The following is a 22,869-nucleotide window of genomic DNA, read 5'->3' as shown; positions in this document are numbered from 1 at the left end:
GAAGCTATCCATTTATATTATTCTCATCTGGCAAAGAGTGAATATAACTTTTTGATTACATAAATTTATTTAAAAAATCATTAACTAATAATATTTTTACCTCAGCGTTGCACTCCTAATATTGTCACAGGATTAAGATAAAGCTTCCTTATTTTCAGGAGTAAAACATGGGTTTACTGTGGACAATTATAGTTGGTTTTATTATTGGCCTGATCGCCAAACTGGTTTACCCCGGCAGGCAGCAACTGGGCTTAATTGTGACCACTTTGCTGGGTATAGGTGGCTCATTGCTCGCTGGTTATGTAGGACAGGCATTTGGCTGGTATCACGCCGGAGAAAAAGCCGGCTTAATAGCTTCAATTGTTTTTGCCTGTATTATTTTATTTATTTACGGAAAAATCAAAAACCGACAGATATAAAAAAATGGTGATGGATTTCAAGTCCATCACCATTTTTTATTCAGACAAAAGCAATGCTATTTTTTGGTCTGTACTTTTCCAAGTCCTCTATCACGCAACTGAGCAATCGTGGCATCAATGCCCTGCTGCTGGATTAACTGGTCAAACTGATTGCGGTATACCGTTACCAGACTGGTACCATTGACACGAAAATTGTAAATCTTGAATACACCATCGGAGTAATACATCTGGTAACCAACGATATAGTGTTTGTCGTTGCCACTAACAACCTCAGTAAACGTTTCCAGCTTATTATTTCCCTGATTCACTACTTTCGGTAATACCTTTACCGTGGCATTGCTGGCGCCCATTAAGGCCGAATGTGCATAAATACGTACAATCATAGTTTTAAACGCCGCACTGAAATCCTGCCTTTGCTGTGCCGTAAACTGCCGCCACGGCAAACCCACCGCTAAAGCGGAAATACGTTCATAATCCAGATACTGATCTGCATAGCGCTCAACCTGACTGATTCGCTGCTGCTCATTCAGACTTTTATCACGTACCACCGACAGTACTGCATCCACGTTCTGCTGTAATTGCTGTTGTGCCAGCTGTTCCTGCGTTGCAGCAAGCGTATATACTGAAAACATCAGCATCCATGCAGTCATACAAGCTTTTACATACTTCTGCATTTTTATTCTCCTGTTAATAAGCAAAAAAAGCGGCTTATGTACTTCATCATCCATAAACCGCCTGCTATTTTCATCTGCAAAAAACTTTATACTGCTTTAGCTGCTAGCCAATCTGTAACACTGGCCAAAGCTGGTGCCAAAGCGGTAATGTCCTGACCGCCTGCCTGCGCCAGATCAGGACGACCACCGCCTTTACCGCCCACCTGACTGGCAACATAATTAACCAGCTCGCCAGCTTTAACTGTTTTGCTAAGCGCTTTCGATACACCGGCAGTAATGGCGATTCTACCATCATTTACTGCTGCCAATAACACCACAATATTGTCACCCTGAGCAGTTAAATCGGTAGCAATATCACGCAAAGCACTGCTGTCTGCATCAATCTGGCTGAGCACCAGTCGCGCCGTACCCACAGTTTGTGCCTGTGCCAGCAAAGCCTTACCAGCCTGTCTGGCCAATTCGCTTCTGGCTTCGCTTAACGCTTTTTCCAATTGTTTGCTCTGGTTATGCATCGCCTGTAGCTTGGATAGCAAATCCTCGGCTGTCTGTGCTTTTACTTCAGCCACCGCGGCTTTGAGCAATTCTTCCTGCTGCTGCACAAACTGTAGGGCATTTAATCCAGTTACCGCCTCAATACGGCGAACACCTGCGGCAATACCACTTTCCGATACAATCTTGAAAAGCCCGATATCACCCGTACGTGCAACATGCGTACCACCACACAACTCGGTGGAAAACTCGCCCATACTCAAAACACGTACTTCATCACCGTATTTTTCCCCGAACAGTGCCATCGCACCGGCTGCAATCGCCTCATCAAAACTCATATTCTGCGCACATACAGCCACATTGGCCACAATAGCCTGATTAACGCGGCGCTCAACTTCGGCCAATTGTGCAGCGCTTACCGGCTGCGAATGCGAGAAGTCAAAACGGGTACGTTCCGCGTTCACCAGTGAGCCTTTCTGCTCAACATGTGTACCCAGTATTTCGCGCAAGGCACGATGCATCAGATGGGTAGCACTGTGGTTGCGCATACTGGCTTCCCGCAGCGCATTATCTACCTGCGCTGTAACTGCATCACCCACTTTCAAGCTGCCAGACAACATTTCTCCAAACTGGCCAAATACCTTAGCCTTGATCTTTTGGGTATCATCCACCTGAAAACGATTTTCACCGGCAAAAATATAGCCCATATCACCAGTCTGACCACCAGATTCTGCATAAAACGGAGTAAAGTCAATCACTACTGCCCCAGTTTCACCAGCATTCAGCTGTTCAACGGCCTCACCGTCCTTATACAACGCCAGAATTTTGCTTTCATTCTGGCGCTGCTGATAGCCGGTAAAGTCTGTATCAGTGCCTTCATAGGCCAGCTGTGTATTGGCCTTGAAATTCTGAGCAGCACGGGCACGTGCGCGTTGCGCTGCCATCTCGCGTTCGAAACCAGCTTCATCCAGACTGATATTGCGTTCACGCGCAATATCGGCAGTTAAGTCATATGGAAAACCATAGGTATCATACAGCTTGAAAATCACCTCACCGGCCAGTGTCTGAACATCGTCCTGCAAGGCATTTTCCAGCAGAGCCATCCCTGTTTCCAGTGTCTGCGCAAAGCGGCTTTCCTCCTGTTTCAGAACATCACTGATTTGTGCCTGTTTTTCAACCAGCTCAGGATAGGCGCTACCCATTTCCTGCACTAGATCAGCTACGAGCAAATGGAAAAATGCCTGTTTACAGCCCAGTTTATAGCCATGGCGTACGGCACGGCGAATAATGCGCCGCAACACATAACCACGTCCCTCATTACTGGGCAGTACACCATCGGCAATTAAAAAGGCACAGGAACGAATATGGTCGGCGATTACTTTCAGGCTTGGTACTTCCTGACTATACGGTATGCCTACCACTCGTGCCACAGCTTGAAGCAAATGTACAAACAGGTCGATTTCATAATTGCTGTGTACCTGCTGTAATACTGCTGATACCCGTTCCAGCCCCATACCCGTATCAACCGAAGGTTTGGGCAACGGATTCATATTGCCGTTTTCATCGCGGTTATACTGCATGAATACGCAGTTCCAGATTTCGATGAAACGGTCACCATCTTCTTCAGGGCTACCCGGAGGGCCTCCCCAGATATGTTCACCATGGTCATAAAAGATTTCTGAGCAAGGGCCACAAGGGCCGGTATCACCCATCTGCCAGAAATTATCCGAAGCATAGCGCGCACCTTTGTTGTCGCCGATACGGATAATCTTTTCTGCTGGCAAACCAATCTCGTTTAGCCAGATATCATAAGCCTCATCATCATCAGCATACACTGTCGCCAGCAGTTTTTCTTGCGGCAGATTCAGCCAGTCTTTGCTGGTGAGAAATTCCCAGGCGAAATGCAGGGCATCACGTTTAAAATAATCACCAAAGCTGAAATTGCCCAGCATTTCAAAAAAAGTATGGTGGCGCGCGGTATAACCTACATTTTCCAAATCATTGTGTTTACCGCCAGCGCGTACACATTTTTGCGCAGTTGTCGCGCGGCTGTACGGACGCTTGTCAAACCCCAGAAACACATCTTTAAACTGATTCATACCCGCATTGGTAAACAACAGGGTTTTATCATCCTGTGGCGGTACCAGCGAAGAAGAAGGCACAACCTGATGGCCCTTATTTGCAAAAAATTGAAGAAATTTAGAACGTAATTCTGCTGTTTTCATGGTAGTTTCAATTAGACGGGCAATTAATCGTATTCAGGCAGTCTGTTATAAGCACAGACTGCCTGAATATGGATACTAAAAACAGGATACTGGTTAATCGATCCCAACCATCACCCTTGTTAAAATCATCTGCTTATCTTACCGCAGTTTTACGCATAAGCCTACCTGAGCAAGCTAAATTCCATGCCAAAATGACAATTCCAACAACAGTGCTGCCTTAATACGGTATAGTTAGCCCAAAGCAAACAGAATGAAGTTACAAAGACGGTAGTAACATATAACCATGCCAGCCTGTAATTGGCGCATCTTTGAAAAGGACAAACATGAAAAACACAGCCTGCCTGAGTTTATCCGGTTTGATTTTATGTATTCTAACCGCATGCAGCGGTTCACATGATAACAGCAATCCACAACCAGCTTCTGCTACCGCAGCCAGCAGTACCGGCATTTTAAGCGATACCAAAGCATTAAAAATATACAACTGGTCAGATTATGTAGATCCAAAAACCATTAGTGAATTTGAAAAGAAATACGACATAAAAGTCACCTACAATTTTTATGACAGTGATGAAACGTTGGAAAGTAAAATTCTTACCGGACAATCGGGTTACGATATTGTTGGGCCATCCAATTCTTTCCTTGGCCGCCAGATTAAAGCCGGAGCCTATCAGCCACTGGACAAAAACCAGTTACCAAACTGGAAATACATCAATCCGAAATTACTTGATTTATTAAAAGACGTGGATCCGGGCAATCAGTATGCTATACCCAATTACTGGGGTATGAATACCATTGCAATCAACACTGAGAAAGTCACTGCTGCCCTCGGTGATACCCCGATACCGGATAACAGCTGGGATTTGGTTTTCAATCCTGAATACACCGACAAGCTGAAAAATTGTGGCATCAGCTATATGGATAGTCCGGTAGAAATGATTCCACTGGCACTACACTATGCCGGCAAAGACCCAAACAGCCAGAACAAGGATGATATCGACATTGCTGCCAATATCATCAAAGCCAACCGTAGCAATGTATTGCGCTACTCTTCTTCCGGCTATATCGACGACTTGGCACGTGGCGATGTTTGTGTGGCCATCGGCTTTGGTGGTGATTTAAATATCGCCAAACGACGCCGGCTGGAAGCAACCGGCAAGAAAGATATTGTCGTGCTGGTACCCACTCAGGGTGTTTCCCTGTGGGTAGATACGCTTACCATACCCAAGGATGCAGCCAACCTCAAAAATGCCTATCGCTACCTGAACTGGATTCTGGAACCACAAATTGCCGCCAGAAACGCCAACTACGTCACCTATGCGCCATCCAGTCAGCCGGCTAAAGAGCTGATGAAAAAAGAATACCGTGAAGACAACAGTATTTTCCCATCAGATGAAGTTCTGGCCAACAGCTATCTGGTGCTGCCAGCCAAATCCGAAACCCTGAAATATGAATTGCGCTTATGGCAAAATCTCAAAGCAGGTAAATAGTCGTTCAGACTAATAGCAGCCTGACAGCAAGCCCCTCAGAAGTGAGGGGTTTGCTGCACTTATTTTGCAGCTATATCAAAGCACAATACTGCCTAACGACACAGCTCAGGAAACTTCTTCCATGCCTGTGATAATGTCGTACCATTAGAATAAACATTGACCAAGCTTTGCGACATACCCGCTTTAAGCACATCTATCTGCAAGCCTTCCACCTGCGTAAACGGATTCACCAATGCCAGAGTCTGGCTGCCATTAGGATAAGAGCTGATTTTGTAAAACTCCCGTGGCAAATTAAAGCGGGACTGTAATTTATCATGCAAGCACTTACTCACCTCCATTGCCGGCCGGTTAATACTCAGACTGGCATCAGGTAGTGCTGTACGTTCAGGTTTCAGCACCGGTACATCTCTCGCCACTGCCACACAGCGGAAGCCCTGTGCACCAGAAGACTGGCTAGGCTGCAATAGCACCCTTGCTACGGCTTTCGAATCACACTCGCGCTCTTCTACCACATTAGGGGTTACCTGAGCGCACCCCATCAACAAGGTGGCGTATAGGCATGGCCACATTATTTTTTTCCACAACATGCTTATATTTCCATTATTTGTATTTAGGTTTCTATCATTCAGACAAATAATATTTTTATTCCAGCGAAACATTGCTGGCTGTCTGAACTTAATTAATCTGTCACAATATCAGGACAATAGTGCCCAAACTGGCTGATAATAGTTTTCAACCGAATAAAAACGGCCGTATGCCAAATGTTATATCAAAACAAAATCGCTATAATAACAGGCATGTCCGGACACACACTAGTTTTATTATGATTTTCCCTAGCGCCAATCCCATCAAAACCGTTACTCTGGCTTTAACCGGAGCTTCAGGCATGCCCTACGCCAGACGGTTGCTGTCCTGCCTGTTGCAGGCCAATATCAGAGTCTGGTTACTGTATTCACAGGCAGCCCAGATAGTCGCCCAGCAGGAAATCAACTGGCATTTACCTACCAGTGCCAAACAGTGTACCGCAGCATTATGTGCAGAATACGCAGTCGACCCATCCATGCTTACCGTATTTGGCCGCGATGAATGGTTTGCTCCGCCTGCCTCCGGTTCCAATCCCGCTGATGCAATGATTATCTGTCCTGCCAGTATGGGTTGCGTAGCGGCCATTGCTGCCGGCACCTCAGACCATCTGCTTGAACGCGCCGCCGACGTTTCCATTAAAGAAAACCGCCCGCTGATTATCGTGCCGCGTGAAACGCCATTGTCAGCGATTCATCTGGAAAACATGCTCAAACTGGCGCGTTTAGGCGTATGCATCCTGCCACCGGTCTCAGCTTTCTACCAACACCCCAAAAGCATTGAAGACATGGTAGATTTCGTGGTGGCGCGCATTCTGGATCAACTGCGGATTCCGCATCAACTAATTGCACGCTGGGGTGCAGAAAATAATTCTTGACACTTCACTCAGAATGTTTTATGATGTAAAAATGAAAAATGTAACCACTTTCTCTTTTGCTTATTATTGGTACCACACCTCGGTGCGGTGCTTTTTTGCGTTTATTTAAAAACCTGTTAGCAAAATAAAAAGTGAACCGCCCGGCCAATCCGAGGCGGTTTTTTTATTGCCATAAACGCCTCAAACAAAAAGGCATTAAAAATGAATAAACAACTACTGGAGAACAAAATGTCTGCTTCATCATTAAAACAGTTACAACAATCAGCATCGCCGGTACCACAACTTCAGCGCTGGTACATGATTGTTGATGGCAACCAGCACCGCAGTGACTTATGCCAGCTACAGCCACAGTTTCAGACAACATTTATGCTTAGCGAAGCACTCATTCCACAACTGCGTCTGGTGGCCATGTTAATAGCCGCACAACGGCTTGGTTTTGACCAGCCTACCCCAGATATCATCAGTGAAGAAGCAGACTGGTTTGCTGCACGCATACTGGTGATGGGCGTTAGAATTTTCCATCTCGACATTACCCTGATTCCAATGTTGAAAACAGCCAATAGCCGTGCCCGCAGTTTTGCGCAAAAACATAATCTGCCTTTTACTCAGGCACAAATGCGCATGAGCCTGCACGCCAGCCGTCCCGAACAGATGCTGATTATTGAAACAGAAACCCAGTGTGAAGAAGATAAGGGCCTGATACAAAACAGCCTGCATTTTGCCCATAACTTGTGTCTGACAGAAAGCACCATACTGACAATCTGCAATCGGCCGTAAACCAGCATTCCGGCTTTATCAGCCTAAAGTAGCCTGCGCAGACTGTGGTTCACCTTATAGCGAGCATAAAGCGTAATCTGTTGCAAAAATTGTTCCAACTCCTGCATCGCGAAACTTGCATGGATAAAATAACAGCCATCACCGGTAATTTTATAAATGGCCTGTACCGCAGCAAAACTACTTACCAGCTGTTCAAATTCAGCAAACTGGCTGTTATCCATGTAAATCGTTATAAATTGTTCAGACGGATAATGTTCGGCTACAGTAAAACGCTCAATCACCCCGCTATCTACCAGATTCTGTACCCGCAAACCTACCGCCTGCCCGCTGAGAAAAACCTTTTCACCAATTTCTTTCCACGATAAACGGCTATTGCTTTTCAGCAAATCCAGAATTGCCCTGTCCTTTTTATCCATACTTTCATCCTGAAAATAAATAGTATTGACTGTTTTCATCAGCCTGTTCCGTCAAAAGCCATAGCAGCGCATAATTGAATCACCAAAAACAACCGGAAAAATATGATGAAACAGTCACTTATAATCATTGATGTACAAAACGACTACTTTGAACAAGGTAAAATGGAGCTGTATCAGCCACAAAGAGCATTAGAAAAAATATTAAAACTGCGTGAACATTTTCGCCAGCACCAGCTACCTGTTTTCTATATCCAGCATATCAATATCAGGAAAAACGCAACCTTTTTCCTGCCTGAAAGCCACGGTGTGGCATTACATCCGCAATTACTGCCCCTAGCCTTCCAAAACGAATTTATCATTCTTAAAAATCACCCTAACAGCTTCTGGCAAACAGATCTGCATCAACAGCTTCAGCAGCAGAGCATCGAACAATTGGTTATCTGTGGCATGATGACGCACATGTGCGTTGACTCCACCACCCGTTGCGCGGCAGAACTTGGTTATCACCCCATTTTGATTGCAGATGGTTGTGCTACCCGTGATCTAGAATTCAATGGCACACTTACCAAAGCATCAGATGTTCACAACAGCTTTCTAGCAGCACTCACCACTTTTGCCAAAGTACAATCTGCCGAACAGTTTTTACGTTAGTCATTCATAACTATATTCTAGCCACTTTCCAACCAGATATATACGTTATAAACAAATACACCTGTTTATTGCATCACAACAGCACAATAAACAGGTATAAGATAAAAATGGACTATTTACCATTTCATCATTACAAAAATCATTAGCTTTAGCTGGCTACCTAGTTATATCGCTTAATCTTTTCCTGAATCTATTGGTATTGATAACAACAAGATTTTTATCAGGCACAGATTCATCAATCTACGCCGATTTTCAACGTCCAAACAGTAACTGACACGCGAATAACACCAATGTACATATAAAAACAGCACCTGTTCCTGAATTCAGTATTCAGAGAACAAGGTGCCTGTTACAACAAACAGAATTATTTACCAGCCTGATACTTACATAGGCAGGAAACGACTCGGGTCTTGTGGCTGGCCATTCTCGCGCAACTCAAAATGCAATTGTGTACGTTTGGCATCAGTATTACCCATAGTAGCAATCTGCTGGCCACGTTTTACCTGCTGGCCTTCTTTCACCAGAATACTCTGGTTATTACCATAAGCAGTCAAATACGTTTGATTATGCTGCACAATAATCAGATTACCATAACCACGCAAACCATTACCGGCATATACCACCTTACCGGAGGCCGCAGCCACTACCGACTGGCCGGCACTGCCACCATAATCAATACCTTTACTACTGCCACCATAGCTTTGCAGAATGCTGCCAGCAGTCGGGCGCTGCCATTCAATGCCGTTCACACTGCGAACACCGCCTGCGCTAATGGTTTTACTGGTTGATACTGTAGTAGAGCTGGATGGCGTAGTTGTCGTGGTGGTGCTGGTAGTCGTGGTCACATTAGGTGTATTTACCGGAGTAGTCACAGTAGTTGTCGTGTTTCTGCTGCCAGCCGGTGCTACATAACCAGCCGGTTTTACCCGCAATACCTGTCCCAGCTTGATATTGTTATCAATTATATTGTTCCATGAACGCAGATTATCCTGAGTAATCTGATAACGTTTTGAAATATTAAATACCGTATCACCACGCTGTACTGTATGCGTAGCGGCATTAATATCTACCGGCGAATAATTGCCTACATAGCCAGTAGACGTACCAGCATTGGGTGTATAGGCCGGAGCGGTATTTGCCGGTGGAGTATAGGGAGCGGAACCATATGGATTATCGGCAGTGGTAGCAGCAGTACCGGCTTCGCTGCTGCCCGTTTCTGTCGGTGCTGCCGGTTGTTTGAAAAGAGTACAGGCACCTAATGCCAGCACCAGCAAACACCAGCCGGAACGAATCGCGTTTTTTTTCAACATCACGGTTTACCTTAAATCAATGCAATATTCAGGAAGAGCCAGCGCAACAGCGGCGGCAACAGCCAATTCAGACAATATCATAAACAATGCTCGGCATTGTGTAAAATAGCATCAAGCATAAGCTATTTTAACATATCTTAATAATTGTGTTTAATCTGGTCATTTTTTAGCTGCAATTGCCCAGTCATATAAAGCTTTCTTGTTTTCGCCACTAATCTGTGCTGCCAGCACAGCAGCCTGCTTGGTCGGCAGCTCCTGCGCCAGAATCTGCATCACACGAATAGCCTCAGACGATAAATCAGCATTCTTTTCTATTATTGCAGGATGTAGCACCAGTACCATTTCACCACGTTTCTGATTAGCATCCTCATGCAAAATTGTCTGAATCTGCGCCACTGTCCCACATAAATAGGTTTCATGGGTTTTACTGATTTCACGTGCCAGCATCAGACTGCGCTGAGGATACAATAATGCCATTTGTGCCAGCGTATCGGTAATCCGGTGCGGTGTTTCAAACATCACCACCGGATAGGACACCTCCTGCCAATCCTGTAGGCGCTGCTGCCGTTCACCACTTTTTGCCGGTAAAAAACCAGCAAAGTAAAAATCCGACTGTGTTACCCCAGCCACACTCAAAGCCGTCATCACTGCACTGGGCCCGGCCACCGGTAATACCTGATAACCTGCCTCGCGCACCCGTGTTACCAGCCGCGCACCGGGGTCACAAACAGCCGGCGTACCAGCATCAGAAACCTGTGCCACTACCTGTCCGGCAGCCAGAGCAGCAATGATACGCTCCGCCATACTTTGCTCATTCTGTTCACGCACACTAATCAGCCGTGCCGAAAGACCATAAGCTCGCAGTAATTGCTGAGTCACCCGCGTATCCTCCGCACAAATTAAATCAGCGCGAGACAGTATTGCAAGAGCACGAAAACTCAGATCAGCCAGATTACCTATCGGAGTAGCCACTACATAAAGGGTTTGCGGTACAATGCTGGCAACAGCTTTCTGATAATGGGCTTGCATTCATCAATCCGTAATCTGGTTCAATTTTAATATAAGGTTTCAAGCTGACAGCTTGGCAGCAGACAGCCTGAAGTTATTACTATACCACGATGTTACGGTGTTTCAGTATTAATGCATAACAGCTGTGCCCATACACAGACCAGATACTGCTTCAGTAGCCAAACCGCCTGAAACCCGGCATATTGCTCTGGCTCTGTGTAATATTGACCAGAACACAAAGCACATTGCCTGCATCCGCATCAATTAACACTTTAATTTATATGACAGAATCCATCTCCGTCCATCAACATTTTGCCGATAGCGCCCAGCTTCTGAACGAGTGCGCAGATTTACTGGCAGAACCAATTGCCGAAGTAGCCCAGGGAATCCTGATGGCCTTGATGAGTGATGGCAAACTGCTTATTGCCGGCAATGGCGCCTATGCATCTCTGGCCGATACACTGGCTGCCTACATGGTTACCCGCCTGCAACAGGAACGCATGGCACTGGCTGCATTATCCCTGTGCAATAATCCCTCCGTACTCAGCGCATTAACCAACAGCGAGCCCAACAACCTGTTTGCCAAGCAGATTCATGCACTGGGCAAACAGCATGATATGCTCTGTGTCCTGTCCGCAGATGGCCAGAGTATCAATCTGGTTAATGCAATTAAAACCGCACACGAACGCGATATGCGCGTACTGGCCATCACCGGCGGAAGCGGTGGGGAAGTGGCCAGTCTGTTACGCGATGACGACCTTTGGCTGAATGTACCCGGTGACCACCCCCTGCGCGTACTGGAAGCACATCAGGTAACCATTCACGCCCTGTGTGCACAGATTGACCAATTATTGCTGGGTGGTTTATAACCAGCAACAACACAATTTACAGGTGTATCTCATGAAAAAATACTTTTCTGCCCTAGCACTTGGGCTGTGTCTGACCACCACTTTAAGCGGATGCCCTGCTGTTTTAGTTGGCGGCGCCACTGTTGGTACGCTTTCCGCTATCGACCGGCGCACCACCGGCGCACAAACCGATGACAAAATAATGGAAGTACGCATCCTTGATGGAGCCATGTCCTATCTCAACAGTCAGGCACAGCAAAGCAAATTCCAGCCTACATTGTCAGTTATCAGCTACAACCGGCAAATCCTGCTGCTTGGTCTGGTTGCCAGTGAAAACGATAAAAATCTGGTGGAACGCGTAGCCCGCGCACAGCCGGCCGCGCAGAAAGTGTATAACTACATTGATATAGCCAATCAAAGCCGTAAATTGAATCATGTTACCGATGATACTTGGATTACTTCAAAAATCCGCTCCAACCTACTGAACGCCAAAGGTGTATTTCCGAAACATGTCAAAGTGGTTACCTACAATGGCGTAACCTATGTAATGGGCATTTTGACACCAACCGAGCAGCAGGCAGCTACAGCAGCCATCAGTACAACATCTGGTGTACAGAAAGTAGTTACCCTGTACCAGACCTTTGAAAACACCCCAAACAGCACACAAACAACTCCTTGATACCCAACAGTCTGCTGCGAAAAAATCATACACAGCAGACTGTAGCAGCAGCAAACAGCCAGCATCTGATTAGCGTAAACGAAAATTTGCGTATAATAGCCGTCTTATACAAGACTATATCCCCAAAAGGATGAGCAAATCATGAGCACTAAACCCACCGCACCCGAAACAAAAAACAAAAAAAGCGCGGTCAAAGCTGGTCTGAGTACCTTCAGTAAAATCCTGCTAAGCCTGTTTCTGATTCTGGCCATTGTTGTTGTCTGGTTTGTCTTCCACGCTTGGCGAGTTCTGAATACCACACCAGAAACCACCAGCTATGCTTCACAGACCAGCTTCGAAATACTGACACCAACCGGCGCACCGGGCGCAAGCAACAGCGTCCAGTCACCAGTATTTATTCCCAATCCAGCCGTTACAGCCACTTCTGACAGCGAAGACATGAGCGCTGCTTCAGAACCAGCTACCAATGCAACATCTGGCAGAAACAGCACAAAACCCACAGCAACACCAGATGGACAGGAAATACAGCCTTTGGTACCAACCAATGTACCAGAAGCCACCGACAGAGACAGTAATCCAGACACACCCGCCGCCACAACACCAGCAGCAAAGCCAAAACCGAAACCGGCAACCAATGATGCTAACGGCAAACCATTAGATAATCTGTTTTAAAAAACACTATCTACTGCAAACAACTACGCCCATCCAAAAAGATGGGCGTTATTATTTATGACATAAAATGCAGTAGTACAAATATCCATGACCGACTACCAGCCTTACCTGAACAAGTAGCAAAAACCTGTGCAAGCCAGAGAATACAGACAACAAAAACCCGTTGTAATGTACAACCTAAATTGCACACCACAAGGGTTAAATAAAAAATCCTGCGCAGACGAAGTCTGCTGCAATATCCATATTGCAGCACGGTATCCGGTTTCGGCTCAGAAAACATCCAAACCCTTATCAACGCAATACTTATTGTTGATAAGGGTTTTCCAACGTTGCCATCAGCTCGGTCAGATAAGCACGCAGCTGCTTTTCCTGACACCCCATCAGCAACCCGTCTTCAAAGGCTTCCTGTGCCAGCTCGTAAATCTCCTGCATATTCTGCTGCATTACCTTAATTTTTTCAGTGCAAGAGACAACATTACCCGCATCATCTACCCATCTGGGCATCGGAGGTAAAGGCTTCATCAATGTTTCACCCTGCGTGCTGTCACAAAAGCACGGGACCAGTATCCCTGTTCAATACTGGTGATTTCAATATTCTTGCCCGTACGCGGTGCATGAATCATCCGGCCATTACCAATATACATACCCACATGTGAAATTCCACCGCCACCGGGACTGAAAAACACCAGATCGCCCGGCTGCAAACCAGCCCGGCCGACTGCCTCACCTACCGTAGCCATCTGACGAGAGCTGCGCGGCAACGTAACACCCATACTGCGCCGGAAAATATATTGCATAAAACCACTGCAATCCAGCCCGCTGGTCGGTGAATTTCCACCAAAATGATAGGCTACACCCAGCAAACCCATCGCATTCATAATCAGGTCACTGGCGTCATCACCTGTACGCATGGCCGGCGTAGCTACAGTCCGGTCACGAATCAAACGTTCCAGTGCTGCATTATCCAAACCCTCATCAGGCGCCGCCATTACAGGCGTAATCAAAATGAAATTGGCACACAGGCATACCGCTGCCGCTTTCATCAATGTTTTTATCCACTTCATGCCAACATTATTCCATCTATTCATCAAACAATTCTGCTATCCTGTAAACAGCCATTGTTTGGGACATCTTCAATATGTTTTCACCCAATTCATCCCGCATCAGCGATTGGGCGCGTATGCGCGAAATTCTCACCATTCTGGCCAAACACGGCCTTGGCGAATTTCTTGTTCGTATTAAATTACCAATACGCTGGCACAAACATTCCGACCCATCTGGTCAATACCAGCGCTATCTGAGTACACCACGGCGAGCCCGGCTTGCCTTTGAAGAGCTTGGACCCACATTCATCAAACTGGGGCAAATACTGGCTACCCGTGTAGATGTCTTCGGAGAAGAATGGACAGAAGAATTTGCCCATCTGCAAAACAACATAAATCCTCTCCCCATATCAGATATTAGAAACATCATTCAAGCTCAGCTCAACCAGCCACTAGACAACATCTTCAGCTACATAGAAGCACAACCTGTTGGCAGCGCATCCATAGCACAGGTTCACCGCGCCATACTTACCAGCGGCGAACAGGTTGCCATTAAAGTCAAACGGCCGGGCATAGAATCAACCGTTACAGCCGACCTGCATATTCTCAACCACATAGCACAACTGCTCGAGTCGGAAATACCCGAATCCAGACGCTACTATCCGGTACAAATGGTGCGATACTTTGCCCGCTCAATGGAAAAAGAAACCGATCTGTCTGCTGAACGTCGCAATATGCAACATTTTGCCCGCCTGTACAACCACCAGCAGCAAATCCATATACCCCAAACTTACGCGGCATATTCTAACCGTCAAATACTGGTACAAGAATATATTGACGATACTTTACTTAAAAATCTTGTCCTCACCAGCTGGAGCAAACAACAGCGGCATAACCTCGCCGCCACACTGGTCGACATCATACTCGACATGATATTACAACATGGCCTGTTTCATGCCGACCCACATCCGGGAAACATTTTAGTACGAAATAATGGCCGCATCACCCTGATCGACTTCGGGCTGGTTGGCCAGCTCAGCCAGCAGCGTCATCAGGAAATCATCACCCTGATCCACGCCCTGCTCGAACGTGACCAGTTTGCCCTGCAATATGTCCTGTCCAACTGGGCACAGGGAGAAACCATCAACGAAGACCAGCTCGGTGGCGATGTACTGGAAATGCTGCTCAATTACGAACAGCTCAACAGCAGCGAACTGCGTATCAGCCAGATTATCAATGATATCACCCATATTATCCGGGAACACGGCCTTACCCTGCCAGCCGACCTCGTCATCCTGTTTAAATGCCTGATAACCCTCGATGGCGTTATCAAACAGATAGATGGCGACTTTGAACTGTTAAACCATGCCCAAACCACCATCCAAAAGGTACTGCGCCACCGTTTTAACACCCATACGTTCTGGCGCCACAGTAAAATGCAGCTGCATCTGCTGGCTCAGCTAATAGACACCTTACCGCAAAACCTGTTACGCCTGAGCAAACGCATCCAGCACGGCCAGCTGCCTGTCAGCCTCAATATTCAGCATATCGACAAACTCAACAACCAGCTGGACAGAGTAGTTAATCGCCTGACCATGGGCATAGTTACAGCAGCACTTATCATTGGTTCTTCCATAGTCATGAACATCAACGCCGGCCCGAAAGTATTCGGCCTGCCGTTTTTCGGACTAATTGGCTATCTGCTGGCATTCAGCAACAGCCTGTGGGTAATCTGGTCAATCTGGCGTTCAGGACGACATTAAACCATACTCACAGACCAAACATGCCCCACTGTTAGAAACCAGCGGATTCTATTAAAATAACCGCCTAAGCAGAATGAATGCCATCAAACTGCACAATGCGTTATTAACAGTCAAATAACCACGTGGTTCGCAATCCATCCCACGCAAAAAAACTAGGAGCCTTACTACACATGTATCTACTGCATACAACAATATTTCCTCTACTACCCTGCAAATTTCTCTTTATCAGCCAGTAAAGCCGAGGAAATATGTTCAAAATCGCTAAAGAATTTCAATTCGATGCCTGCCACATGCTTGATGGCCATCAGGGCAAATGTCATAACCTGCACGGCCATACCTATCGCCTGATTGTTGAAGTTAGCAGCTCGCTGCACTCACAAGGTTCCAGTAAAGAAATGGTCATGGACTTCGCCGACATCAAAACCATCATCAACCAACACATCATCAGCCAGCTTGATCACGCCTATCTGTATGATGAAACCAATAGCAACGAATGCAAAATTGCCGCCCTGCTTGAACAAATGCAGCGTAAAGTATTTGCCTTCCCCTGCCGTACCACAGCCGAAGGCATGAGCCGCTTTATTTTCAATCAGCTAACACCCTATCTACCTGTATCCAAAATCATACTGTGGGAAACACCCACCTCCTATTGCGAATACCAGAATACCAAGCCATGACCCAGTTTAACATCGTCGAAATCTTCGAATCCCTCCAGGGCGAAGGCTACAACACCGGCATGCCTGCCATTTTCATCCGTCTGGCCGCCTGCAACCTCAAATGCCCCTGGTGCGATACCGACTTCATGCGCTACCAAAGCATGTCCCTGCCACACATCCTCGATACCGTCCACCAGTATCAAAGCAAAAACATCATTATTACCGGCGGCGAACCCACCATCCATAAAAAACTGCCCATACTCTTACATGAGCTCAAACAGGAAAACTACTATCTCGCTATAGAAAGTAACGGCTTGGGCATCATCGACCCACACATCGACTACATCTCCCTAAGCCCCAAATTTCACTACCGCCAGCACTACCCATTTCCGGCACAGAATCAGGCTGATGAAGTACGCATCGTCGTAGAAGACCACCCAGAATTCATCGAATTCTGCCTAAAAATCGAACAGCATATTCAGGCCAGACACTACTTTCTCTCCCCCTGCGAACAAAATAACCACTTCAACATGCTCACCACCCTACAGACACTTGGCAAGCTCAACCAACACCGGCACAGCAACAAATGGTTACTCAGCCTGCAAACCCATAAACTGGCCAATATCGAATAACGCCCATAACCTATAGCATATAGCATCTGCATTCAGAACCATTGAAAAAGCACAAATCAGCCTGATATCATAATCAACAAAACTTACACCAAAATTAAAATCAATACTTTTATCGTAACAATGCATCTACACTGTGCATTTATGCCAACAATTGTTACAATATAATCAACCTGAGAAATTATTTACCAACAAAATTATGGAGAATCCTTTTTATGCGGCCTCATAACAATTACGATTTCACCCAACTAGGGCAAGCAAGCGAAAGCCAACAGGCAGTTGTATTGCGTAAAGCTTATGCCTTGCTTGGTATATCTTTCCTGCCTTGTGCTGCCGGTGCCTACGCTGGTGCTTCCGTAAACTTTTACTCCCTGTTCAGCAACTCATGGCTGTCGGTTGTCGCCTTCCTTATCTTTGCTTATGGACTGAGTTTCGCCATTGAAAAAAACCGTTACAATAATGTAGGCATTGCCCTGCTGATGGTATTCACTTTCGGTATCGGATTTTTTGTCTCCCCGCTTTTACAATTCGCGCTAGCCTCTCCCATCGGAAGCCAAATTGTTGGCATGGCGGCCATGATGACAGCAGGCGTATTCCTTACCATGGCAGCCATTGCCCACCGTTCCAAATCTGACATGAATGGCATCGGCCAGTTCCTGTTCGTAGGTGCAGTTGTCTTAATCATCGGCATGATACTGAACATATTCCTGCAAATACCTGCCTTGTCATTAACCATTTCAGCAGGTTTTGTTATCTTCAGCTCACTCATGATTATGTGGCAAATCCGCACCGTTATCGCCGGTGGTGAAGACAGCGCAACTAGCGCCGCATTAACCCTCTTCATCTCCCTATATAACATCTTTACCAGCCTGGTACACATCCTGCTAGCCATTATGGATGACCGCTAACCAACTATATCAACCATAAAACTGCCTGAATTCGATGAAAATTCAGGCAGTTTTTTTATTTAATCGCAAACATGCACACAAAGCACGCATAGCTACATCTTTACCCACACATCCCATTTAACACCTCATTCTCTTATAATAGCCTTTTACATAATAAACCAACATGAACGAAACCATTCACTGGACAGAACACGACCAAAACGTACAGGCTATCTGGGGTGGTGATAGCCGCCATCCGGCGCCCAGCCACATACAGACAACCAGCCAAATCAGCGCTGAACAGGCACTGCATCTTATGCGCCAGAACACAGCACTACTGTGGCGCGGTGATTACCATCAGGGCAAACAACTACTGGCCGCAATCAAAAAGCGCGTCCACAGCAAAGCCCGCACCCATACCGATTTTCACAAACACCGCCTACAACAGGCACAGCACAGTCGCCTGTTTCAGCAGCTACTGGTAGAAATCCAGCCCAATGGCCTGCTCAAAAACAGCCGCGCGCCCAATGTTGCCGCCGCACTTAGCGATGTTTTCGGCAGCCCCAATCAGCACACCCTGCTCTTACCCCTGCACCTGCTACTGGGCTACATCGGCGCCCATGAATGGCACAAAACCGGCGTAGCCATTCCGGCGCTGAACGGGCAAAAAATCCATGTCCCATATGGCGTTTTTTCACCGGTACGCGGAGAATATCTCGAACTCGTTGCTCAGACCAAACTACCAGCTCCCTGCCATACAGCATGGGACATCGGCACCGGTAGCGGCGTACTGGCAGCCATACTGGCACAGCGCGGCATACCTCACATCACAGCCACCGATAACAGCACCCGCGCTATCGCCTGCGCCCAAGCCAACATACAACGCTTAGGATTAACCGAACAAATTCATATTCAACACACCAGCCTGTTCCCCAGCGGCAGCGCAGACCTCATCATCTGCAACCCGCCATGGCTACCCGCCAAACCAAGCAGCGATATCGAAACCGCACTGTACGACCCGGGACACCAAATGCTACAAACATTTCTTACCCACGCCAAAAATCACCTTACCCCGCACGGGCAAGTATGGCTAATCATGTCGGATATCGCCGAACATCTGGGTTTACGTCCAGTAGAAGCATTAGAGCAATGGATAAACACCGCCGGACTAAAACTTATTCACAAAACCGATATCCAGCCCCAGCACCCGAAAGCACGCCAGCATCACCATGCCCTCGCCAGTGCCCGTAACCGCGAAATCACCTCCCTGTGGCAGCTAGCAGCCAAATAAAAACAGCTATTTGCACCAGTATAGGCTCAAACGAAATATAAGAAGCACGGCAAACTATTGCGGCAATGCGGTCACGGAACGTTTTTTACACACTAAAACCCATATTATTCGTGGCCGTCATTACCCAACACAAATGTAGTCTATTTCCCCACAATAACCAGCTTAAACTCAATAATAATTAATAGATTTTAAAACCCAAAACCAAAAATTTAAACAAAATTTATTTTTCTTAATACCATAACATTAAACTACACGAATATACATCAAAAAACCAAAAATTAGATAAAACAGGTTAAATTATGGCATAATCCACCCCGAAAGAAACTGCCAGCCTCTGCCAACTTAACTGTTTGCCATTACCCAGCACAATGTTTCCACTAACAAAGTGAAGCATAAACAACCTTCTGAAAAATAGTTAATCCACTGGCAGTTAATCAAACCAAGTTTCGAATTTAAAAACTGATATTCTGAGCGAAAAGGGGTTTTGCTATGGGAGATGCTTACTGGGCTGCCCGCGAGGGCGATGTACTTCTACATACCTCAATGCTGGCTGATCTCACCGGTGCCGCTGTAGAACTGGCCTGTTGTACAGCCATAACCGTTGCAGTAGGCTTCATCCTCCTTACAGGCGTTGGTGCACTCCTTCTTCTCTTGTGTTGGGGAGCATTGCTTGCTTCGGACTACATTGCTGAAGCAGTAGGAGAGTGGGTCAGCGGATTATTTCCCCCCTCCGAAGATGGCATAATCGCATCAGGTTCCCCCAACACCCGCATCAACAGTAAACCAGCTGCTCGTGCTGCCGGTATGATAGAACCACAAGGCACAGAAAACACCGACGAGCAACCCACAGAATTCATCGACATTCCAGCAAGCATACTTGGTGTTTTTTGGGAAGCCACCAAACTAACCGCCCAACAAATCGTCAGACCCACCGTAGCCGCACCAGACCAACCCGTTATACCCAAAGACGACGACAAAATCACCTGTGCCAAGCACCCACACCTACCCGGCACATATGAATATCTGGCCGAAGGTTCCAGTAAAGTCTACATCAACGGCCAGCCCGCCGTACGCAGCAACGACCGCAGCACCTGCGAAGCCAGAGTCACCGATAATTGCGAAGGTGGCGTCAGAGTTTCCAACAACGTGCGCATTGGTGGTGAACCCATCGTCGTACGCGAAATCCGCAGTGGCAAACACCCCTTTGGACTGGCACTTTCCCTGTTAACCTTATTGGTCAGCCGCAAAAAACTCTGTGCAGCAATTGGCTGTTTTATGGCAAATATAGCCATTTTCACAGCGGCCAGATATGCTTTTACAAAGGGGGCAAACGCAATAGAATACGTCGTAGACGCAATATGGCGTGGCAACCCCGTTCACCTGCCCACCGGCGCCAAACTCCTGTTCGGCGCCGAAGACCTCGACTTCACCATCCCCGCCCATCTCCCCATCGAATGGCAACGCTTTTACAGCAGCGCCGATACCCGTACCCACAACATATTTGGTACCGGCTGGAGCGTCCCCTATGAAGTAGAAATGGAAATCAATCCGCAGCCAGATGGTTCCTGTGCTGCCGTCTACATCGACGAACAAGGGCGGCGTATCGAAATCGAAGCTATGCATCCGGGCGAAGGCATCCGCGGCTTCAACGAAAACCTCACCATCCGCCGCGGTGAACAGAATCGCTGGGTCATCGAAGACGACGACGGCACCTACCGCCTGTTTGAACCCGATCCCAACCAGCCCAACCGCCTCTACCTTACCCTGCTACAGGATCGCAACGACAACAAACACCTGATCTCCCGCGATACCCACAGCCGCATCATCGAAATAGCCAACGAAACCAACACCACCCGCATCACCTTACACTATCAAGACAAACGCCATCCCCAGCGCGTCACCCAAATCAGACACCAGCTAGCCGATGGCAGCAGCCGGCTACTGAGCCAGTACCACTACAGTGAACAGGGCGACCTGCAACAAGTCATCGATGCTGAAAACCGCCCCACCAGAGAATTTGCCTACGACAACGGCCGGCGCATGAACTACCATCGCCTGCCTACCGGCCTACAGTGCTATTACCAGTGGCAGCACTTCGACGGAGCAGCAGAAACCGCATGGCGCGTCGTCCGCCACTGGAGCGAAGCCGACGGCAAACGTCTGGAAGACTACCGCTTCCAGTATGATATCGAACAACGTCTCACCACTGTATATGACAGCATCGGTCGAGTAAGCCAGCATTACTGGAACGAAGTCTACCAAATCACCCGTTACATCGACCCCCTCGGCCAGACTACCGAATTTGAGTGGAACGAAGACCAGCAACTGATCAGCGTCACCAACCCACAAGGCGGAAAGTGGCAATACAGCTACGACGAACAGGGGCGCGAAGTCGCCGAAACCGATCCCCTCGGCCGTACTAGCCAAACCCAGTGGCTGCCCCACTGGGCTTTACCCACCATCAGCGTCGACCCCGATGGCAGCACATGGCGTTACTACTACGACCAGCGCGGTAATCTGCGCAGCGTTATCGACCCCCACAAACAGCGTACCCACTACCAGTACGACCTGCATGGCCAGATAATTCAGATCACCGATGCCCGCGGTGGCAACAAATACCTGCGCTGGAACCAGAACGGCCAGCTAATCCAACATGTAGATTGCTCCGGTGCCACCACCTATCTCTATTACGATGCAGCAGGCAATCTCAGCAGCATCTCCGACGCCCAATGCAACAGCAGCAAATACCAGTACAACGCTGCCGGCCAGCTTACCGGCGTTACCTTAACCGACGGCAGACAGGAACACTATCGCGTCAACAGTGCCGGCCAGCTACTGACCTATACCGACCCAGCCGGCCACAGCACCCACTACCAGCGCGACCCGCGCGGACTGGTGCACACCCGCATCGATGCTGCCGGACGCAAACTCGGCTTTAACTACGATGCCTATGGCCGCCTTAACACCCTCATCAACGAAAACGGCGAACACTACCAGTTTCAATACGATGCTGCCGACCGCCTGATCGAACAGACCGATCTGGACGGGCGTAAACAACAACTAAGCTATGATGCACTGAATAACGTCAGCGCCGTGCACTTTGCTGCCGGCAGCAGTGCCGAAATCACCCACCGCTTCAAACGCGATGCCATCGGCCGCCTGATCGGCAAATACACCACCGACGGCAACACCGCCTACCAGTACGACCAAGCCGACAACCTTATCAAAGTCGGCTACAAAAAAGCCGGCCTGCCCGCAGAAGCTGAACCCGACCTCATCACCTTCAGCTACGACCAGCTGGGCAACCTGCTGAGCGAAACCACCGCACAGGGCACCCTCAGCCACCAGTACGACCCACTGGGTAACCGCATCGCCACCACCCTGCCGGATGGGCGCACCATCAACAACCTCTATTACGGTTCCGGCCACCTGCACCAGATAAATATCGACGGCAACATCATCAGCGACATCGAACGCGACAACCTG

Annotated in this window: 22 protein-coding genes and 1 riboswitch; of the genes, 14 read left to right on the top strand and 8 right to left on the bottom strand. The window is 47.6% G+C overall.

Going from position 1 to position 22,869, the window contains the following annotated elements; genetic code table 11:
• Positions 1 to 167: 167 nt before the first annotated feature.
• Entirely contained in the window at positions 168 to 419 is a 252-nt protein-coding gene (locus BGI33_RS03830; protein ID WP_100090013.1) for a GlsB/YeaQ/YmgE family stress response membrane protein, read from the top strand.
• A 56-nt stretch (positions 420 to 475) separates the two neighbouring features.
• Here the strand turns inward: BGI33_RS03830 and BGI33_RS03825 are convergent, their stop codons facing one another.
• Both BGI33_RS03825 and alaS read right to left on the bottom strand, forming a co-directional pair.
• On the bottom strand, positions 476 to 1,093 hold the full coding sequence (locus BGI33_RS03825; protein WP_100090012.1) for an MlaC/ttg2D family ABC transporter substrate-binding protein: 618 nt from the start codon (positions 1,091 to 1,093) through the stop codon (positions 476 to 478).
• 86 nt (positions 1,094 to 1,179) lie between these two features.
• The gene (gene alaS / locus BGI33_RS03820) at positions 1,180 to 3,807 is read right to left on the bottom strand and encodes an alanine--tRNA ligase (protein ID WP_100090011.1); all 2,628 of its coding nucleotides are present in this window, start codon (positions 3,805 to 3,807) and stop codon (positions 1,180 to 1,182) included.
• Between the two features lie 323 nt (positions 3,808 to 4,130).
• Between alaS and BGI33_RS03815 the strand changes: the two genes are divergently transcribed.
• Complete coding sequence (locus BGI33_RS03815; RefSeq protein ID WP_100090010.1) at positions 4,131 to 5,294, top strand: extracellular solute-binding protein; 1,164 nt, start codon at positions 4,131 to 4,133, stop codon at positions 5,292 to 5,294.
• A 92-nt stretch (positions 5,295 to 5,386) separates the two neighbouring features.
• On the opposite strand, the gene BGI33_RS03810 is transcribed toward BGI33_RS03815, so the two are convergent.
• Positions 5,387 to 5,881 carry a hypothetical protein gene (locus tag BGI33_RS03810; RefSeq protein ID WP_100090009.1) on the bottom strand — a complete coding sequence of 165 codons (495 nt, stop codon included), beginning with the start codon at positions 5,879 to 5,881 and terminating at the stop codon, positions 5,387 to 5,389.
• A 236-nt stretch (positions 5,882 to 6,117) separates the two neighbouring features.
• Between BGI33_RS03810 and BGI33_RS03805 the strand changes: the two genes are divergently transcribed.
• Positions 6,118 to 6,753: a flavin prenyltransferase UbiX gene (locus BGI33_RS03805; RefSeq protein WP_100090008.1), complete on the top strand. Its 636-nt coding sequence runs from the start codon at positions 6,118 to 6,120 to the stop codon at positions 6,751 to 6,753.
• Positions 6,754 to 6,954: 201 nt separating this feature from the next.
• Positions 6,955 to 7,530: a hypothetical protein gene (locus BGI33_RS03800; RefSeq protein WP_257378964.1), complete on the top strand. Its 576-nt coding sequence runs from the start codon at positions 6,955 to 6,957 to the stop codon at positions 7,528 to 7,530.
• 23 nt (positions 7,531 to 7,553) lie between these two features.
• Here BGI33_RS03800 and BGI33_RS03795 read toward each other — a convergent pair whose 3' ends face one another.
• On the bottom strand, positions 7,554 to 7,985 hold the full coding sequence (locus BGI33_RS03795) for an Lrp/AsnC family transcriptional regulator (RefSeq protein ID WP_100090007.1): 432 nt from the start codon (positions 7,983 to 7,985) through the stop codon (positions 7,554 to 7,556).
• Positions 7,986 to 8,051: 66 nt separating this feature from the next.
• On the opposite strand from BGI33_RS03795, the gene BGI33_RS03790 reads away from it, so the two are divergent.
• Positions 8,052 to 8,597 carry a cysteine hydrolase family protein gene (locus BGI33_RS03790; RefSeq protein ID WP_100090006.1) on the top strand — a complete coding sequence of 182 codons (546 nt, stop codon included), beginning with the start codon at positions 8,052 to 8,054 and terminating at the stop codon, positions 8,595 to 8,597.
• Positions 8,598 to 8,980: 383 nt separating this feature from the next.
• Here BGI33_RS03790 and BGI33_RS03785 read toward each other — a convergent pair whose 3' ends face one another.
• Positions 8,981 to 9,907: a peptidoglycan DD-metalloendopeptidase family protein gene (locus BGI33_RS03785; protein WP_100090005.1), complete on the bottom strand. Its 927-nt coding sequence runs from the start codon at positions 9,905 to 9,907 to the stop codon at positions 8,981 to 8,983.
• Between the two features lie 159 nt (positions 9,908 to 10,066).
• Entirely contained in the window at positions 10,067 to 10,936 is an 870-nt protein-coding gene (gene rsmI, locus BGI33_RS03780) for a 16S rRNA (cytidine(1402)-2'-O)-methyltransferase (protein ID WP_100090004.1), read from the bottom strand.
• Between the two features lie 260 nt (positions 10,937 to 11,196).
• On the opposite strand from rsmI, the gene BGI33_RS03775 reads away from it, so the two are divergent.
• The 3 genes from BGI33_RS03775 (at position 11,197) to BGI33_RS03765 (ending at position 13,114) form a co-directional block, all read left to right on the top strand.
• On the top strand, positions 11,197 to 11,784 hold the full coding sequence (locus BGI33_RS03775) for a D-sedoheptulose-7-phosphate isomerase (RefSeq protein WP_100090003.1): 588 nt from the start codon (positions 11,197 to 11,199) through the stop codon (positions 11,782 to 11,784).
• Between the two features lie 31 nt (positions 11,785 to 11,815).
• Entirely contained in the window at positions 11,816 to 12,442 is a 627-nt protein-coding gene (locus BGI33_RS03770; protein WP_100090002.1) for a BON domain-containing protein, read from the top strand.
• Between the two features lie 141 nt (positions 12,443 to 12,583).
• Positions 12,584 to 13,114: a hypothetical protein gene (locus BGI33_RS03765; RefSeq protein ID WP_100090001.1), complete on the top strand. Its 531-nt coding sequence runs from the start codon at positions 12,584 to 12,586 to the stop codon at positions 13,112 to 13,114.
• 303 nt (positions 13,115 to 13,417) lie between these two features.
• Here BGI33_RS03765 and BGI33_RS03760 read toward each other — a convergent pair whose 3' ends face one another.
• Positions 13,418 to 13,636: a hypothetical protein gene (locus tag BGI33_RS03760; protein ID WP_100090000.1), complete on the bottom strand. Its 219-nt coding sequence runs from the start codon at positions 13,634 to 13,636 to the stop codon at positions 13,418 to 13,420.
• On the bottom strand, positions 13,636 to 14,202 hold the full coding sequence (locus BGI33_RS03755) for a C40 family peptidase (RefSeq protein WP_100089999.1): 567 nt from the start codon (positions 14,200 to 14,202) through the stop codon (positions 13,636 to 13,638). The genes BGI33_RS03760 and BGI33_RS03755 overlap by 1 nt, the downstream gene beginning before the upstream one ends.
• A 50-nt stretch (positions 14,203 to 14,252) precedes the next feature.
• On the opposite strand from BGI33_RS03755, the gene BGI33_RS03750 reads away from it, so the two are divergent.
• The 6 genes from BGI33_RS03750 to BGI33_RS03725 form a co-directional block, all read left to right on the top strand.
• Positions 14,253 to 15,920, top strand: a complete 1,668-nt coding sequence (locus tag BGI33_RS03750; protein ID WP_100089998.1) for an ABC1 kinase family protein — start codon at positions 14,253 to 14,255, stop codon at positions 15,918 to 15,920.
• A gap of 116 nt (positions 15,921 to 16,036) precedes the next feature.
• Positions 16,037 to 16,082, top strand: a riboswitch (PreQ1 riboswitch).
• 86 nt (positions 16,083 to 16,168) lie between these two features.
• Positions 16,169 to 16,597, top strand: a complete 429-nt coding sequence (queD, locus tag BGI33_RS03745) for a 6-carboxytetrahydropterin synthase QueD (RefSeq protein WP_100089997.1) — start codon at positions 16,169 to 16,171, stop codon at positions 16,595 to 16,597.
• Positions 16,594 to 17,208, top strand: a complete 615-nt coding sequence (locus tag BGI33_RS03740; protein ID WP_100089996.1) for a 7-carboxy-7-deazaguanine synthase QueE — start codon at positions 16,594 to 16,596, stop codon at positions 17,206 to 17,208. Before queD ends, BGI33_RS03740 begins: the two co-directional genes overlap by 4 nt.
• A 212-nt stretch (positions 17,209 to 17,420) precedes the next feature.
• The gene (locus BGI33_RS03735) at positions 17,421 to 18,113 is read left to right on the top strand and encodes a Bax inhibitor-1 family protein (RefSeq protein ID WP_100089995.1); all 693 of its coding nucleotides are present in this window, start codon (positions 17,421 to 17,423) and stop codon (positions 18,111 to 18,113) included.
• Positions 18,114 to 18,276: 163 nt separating this feature from the next.
• On the top strand, positions 18,277 to 19,383 hold the full coding sequence (locus BGI33_RS03730) for a methyltransferase (RefSeq protein ID WP_100089994.1): 1,107 nt from the start codon (positions 18,277 to 18,279) through the stop codon (positions 19,381 to 19,383).
• A gap of 489 nt (positions 19,384 to 19,872) precedes the next feature.
• A partial coding sequence (locus tag BGI33_RS03725; RefSeq protein WP_100089993.1) for a DUF6531 domain-containing protein occupies positions 19,873 to 22,869 on the top strand: 2,997 nt, incomplete at its 3' end.

The sequence above is a fragment of the Snodgrassella alvi genome, assembly GCF_002777425.1.
Lineage (GTDB): Bacteria > Pseudomonadota > Gammaproteobacteria > Burkholderiales > Neisseriaceae > Snodgrassella > Snodgrassella alvi_B.
The sequence above is the reverse complement of the archived record's forward strand: the minus strand, read 5'-3'. Positions and strand labels throughout refer to the sequence as shown.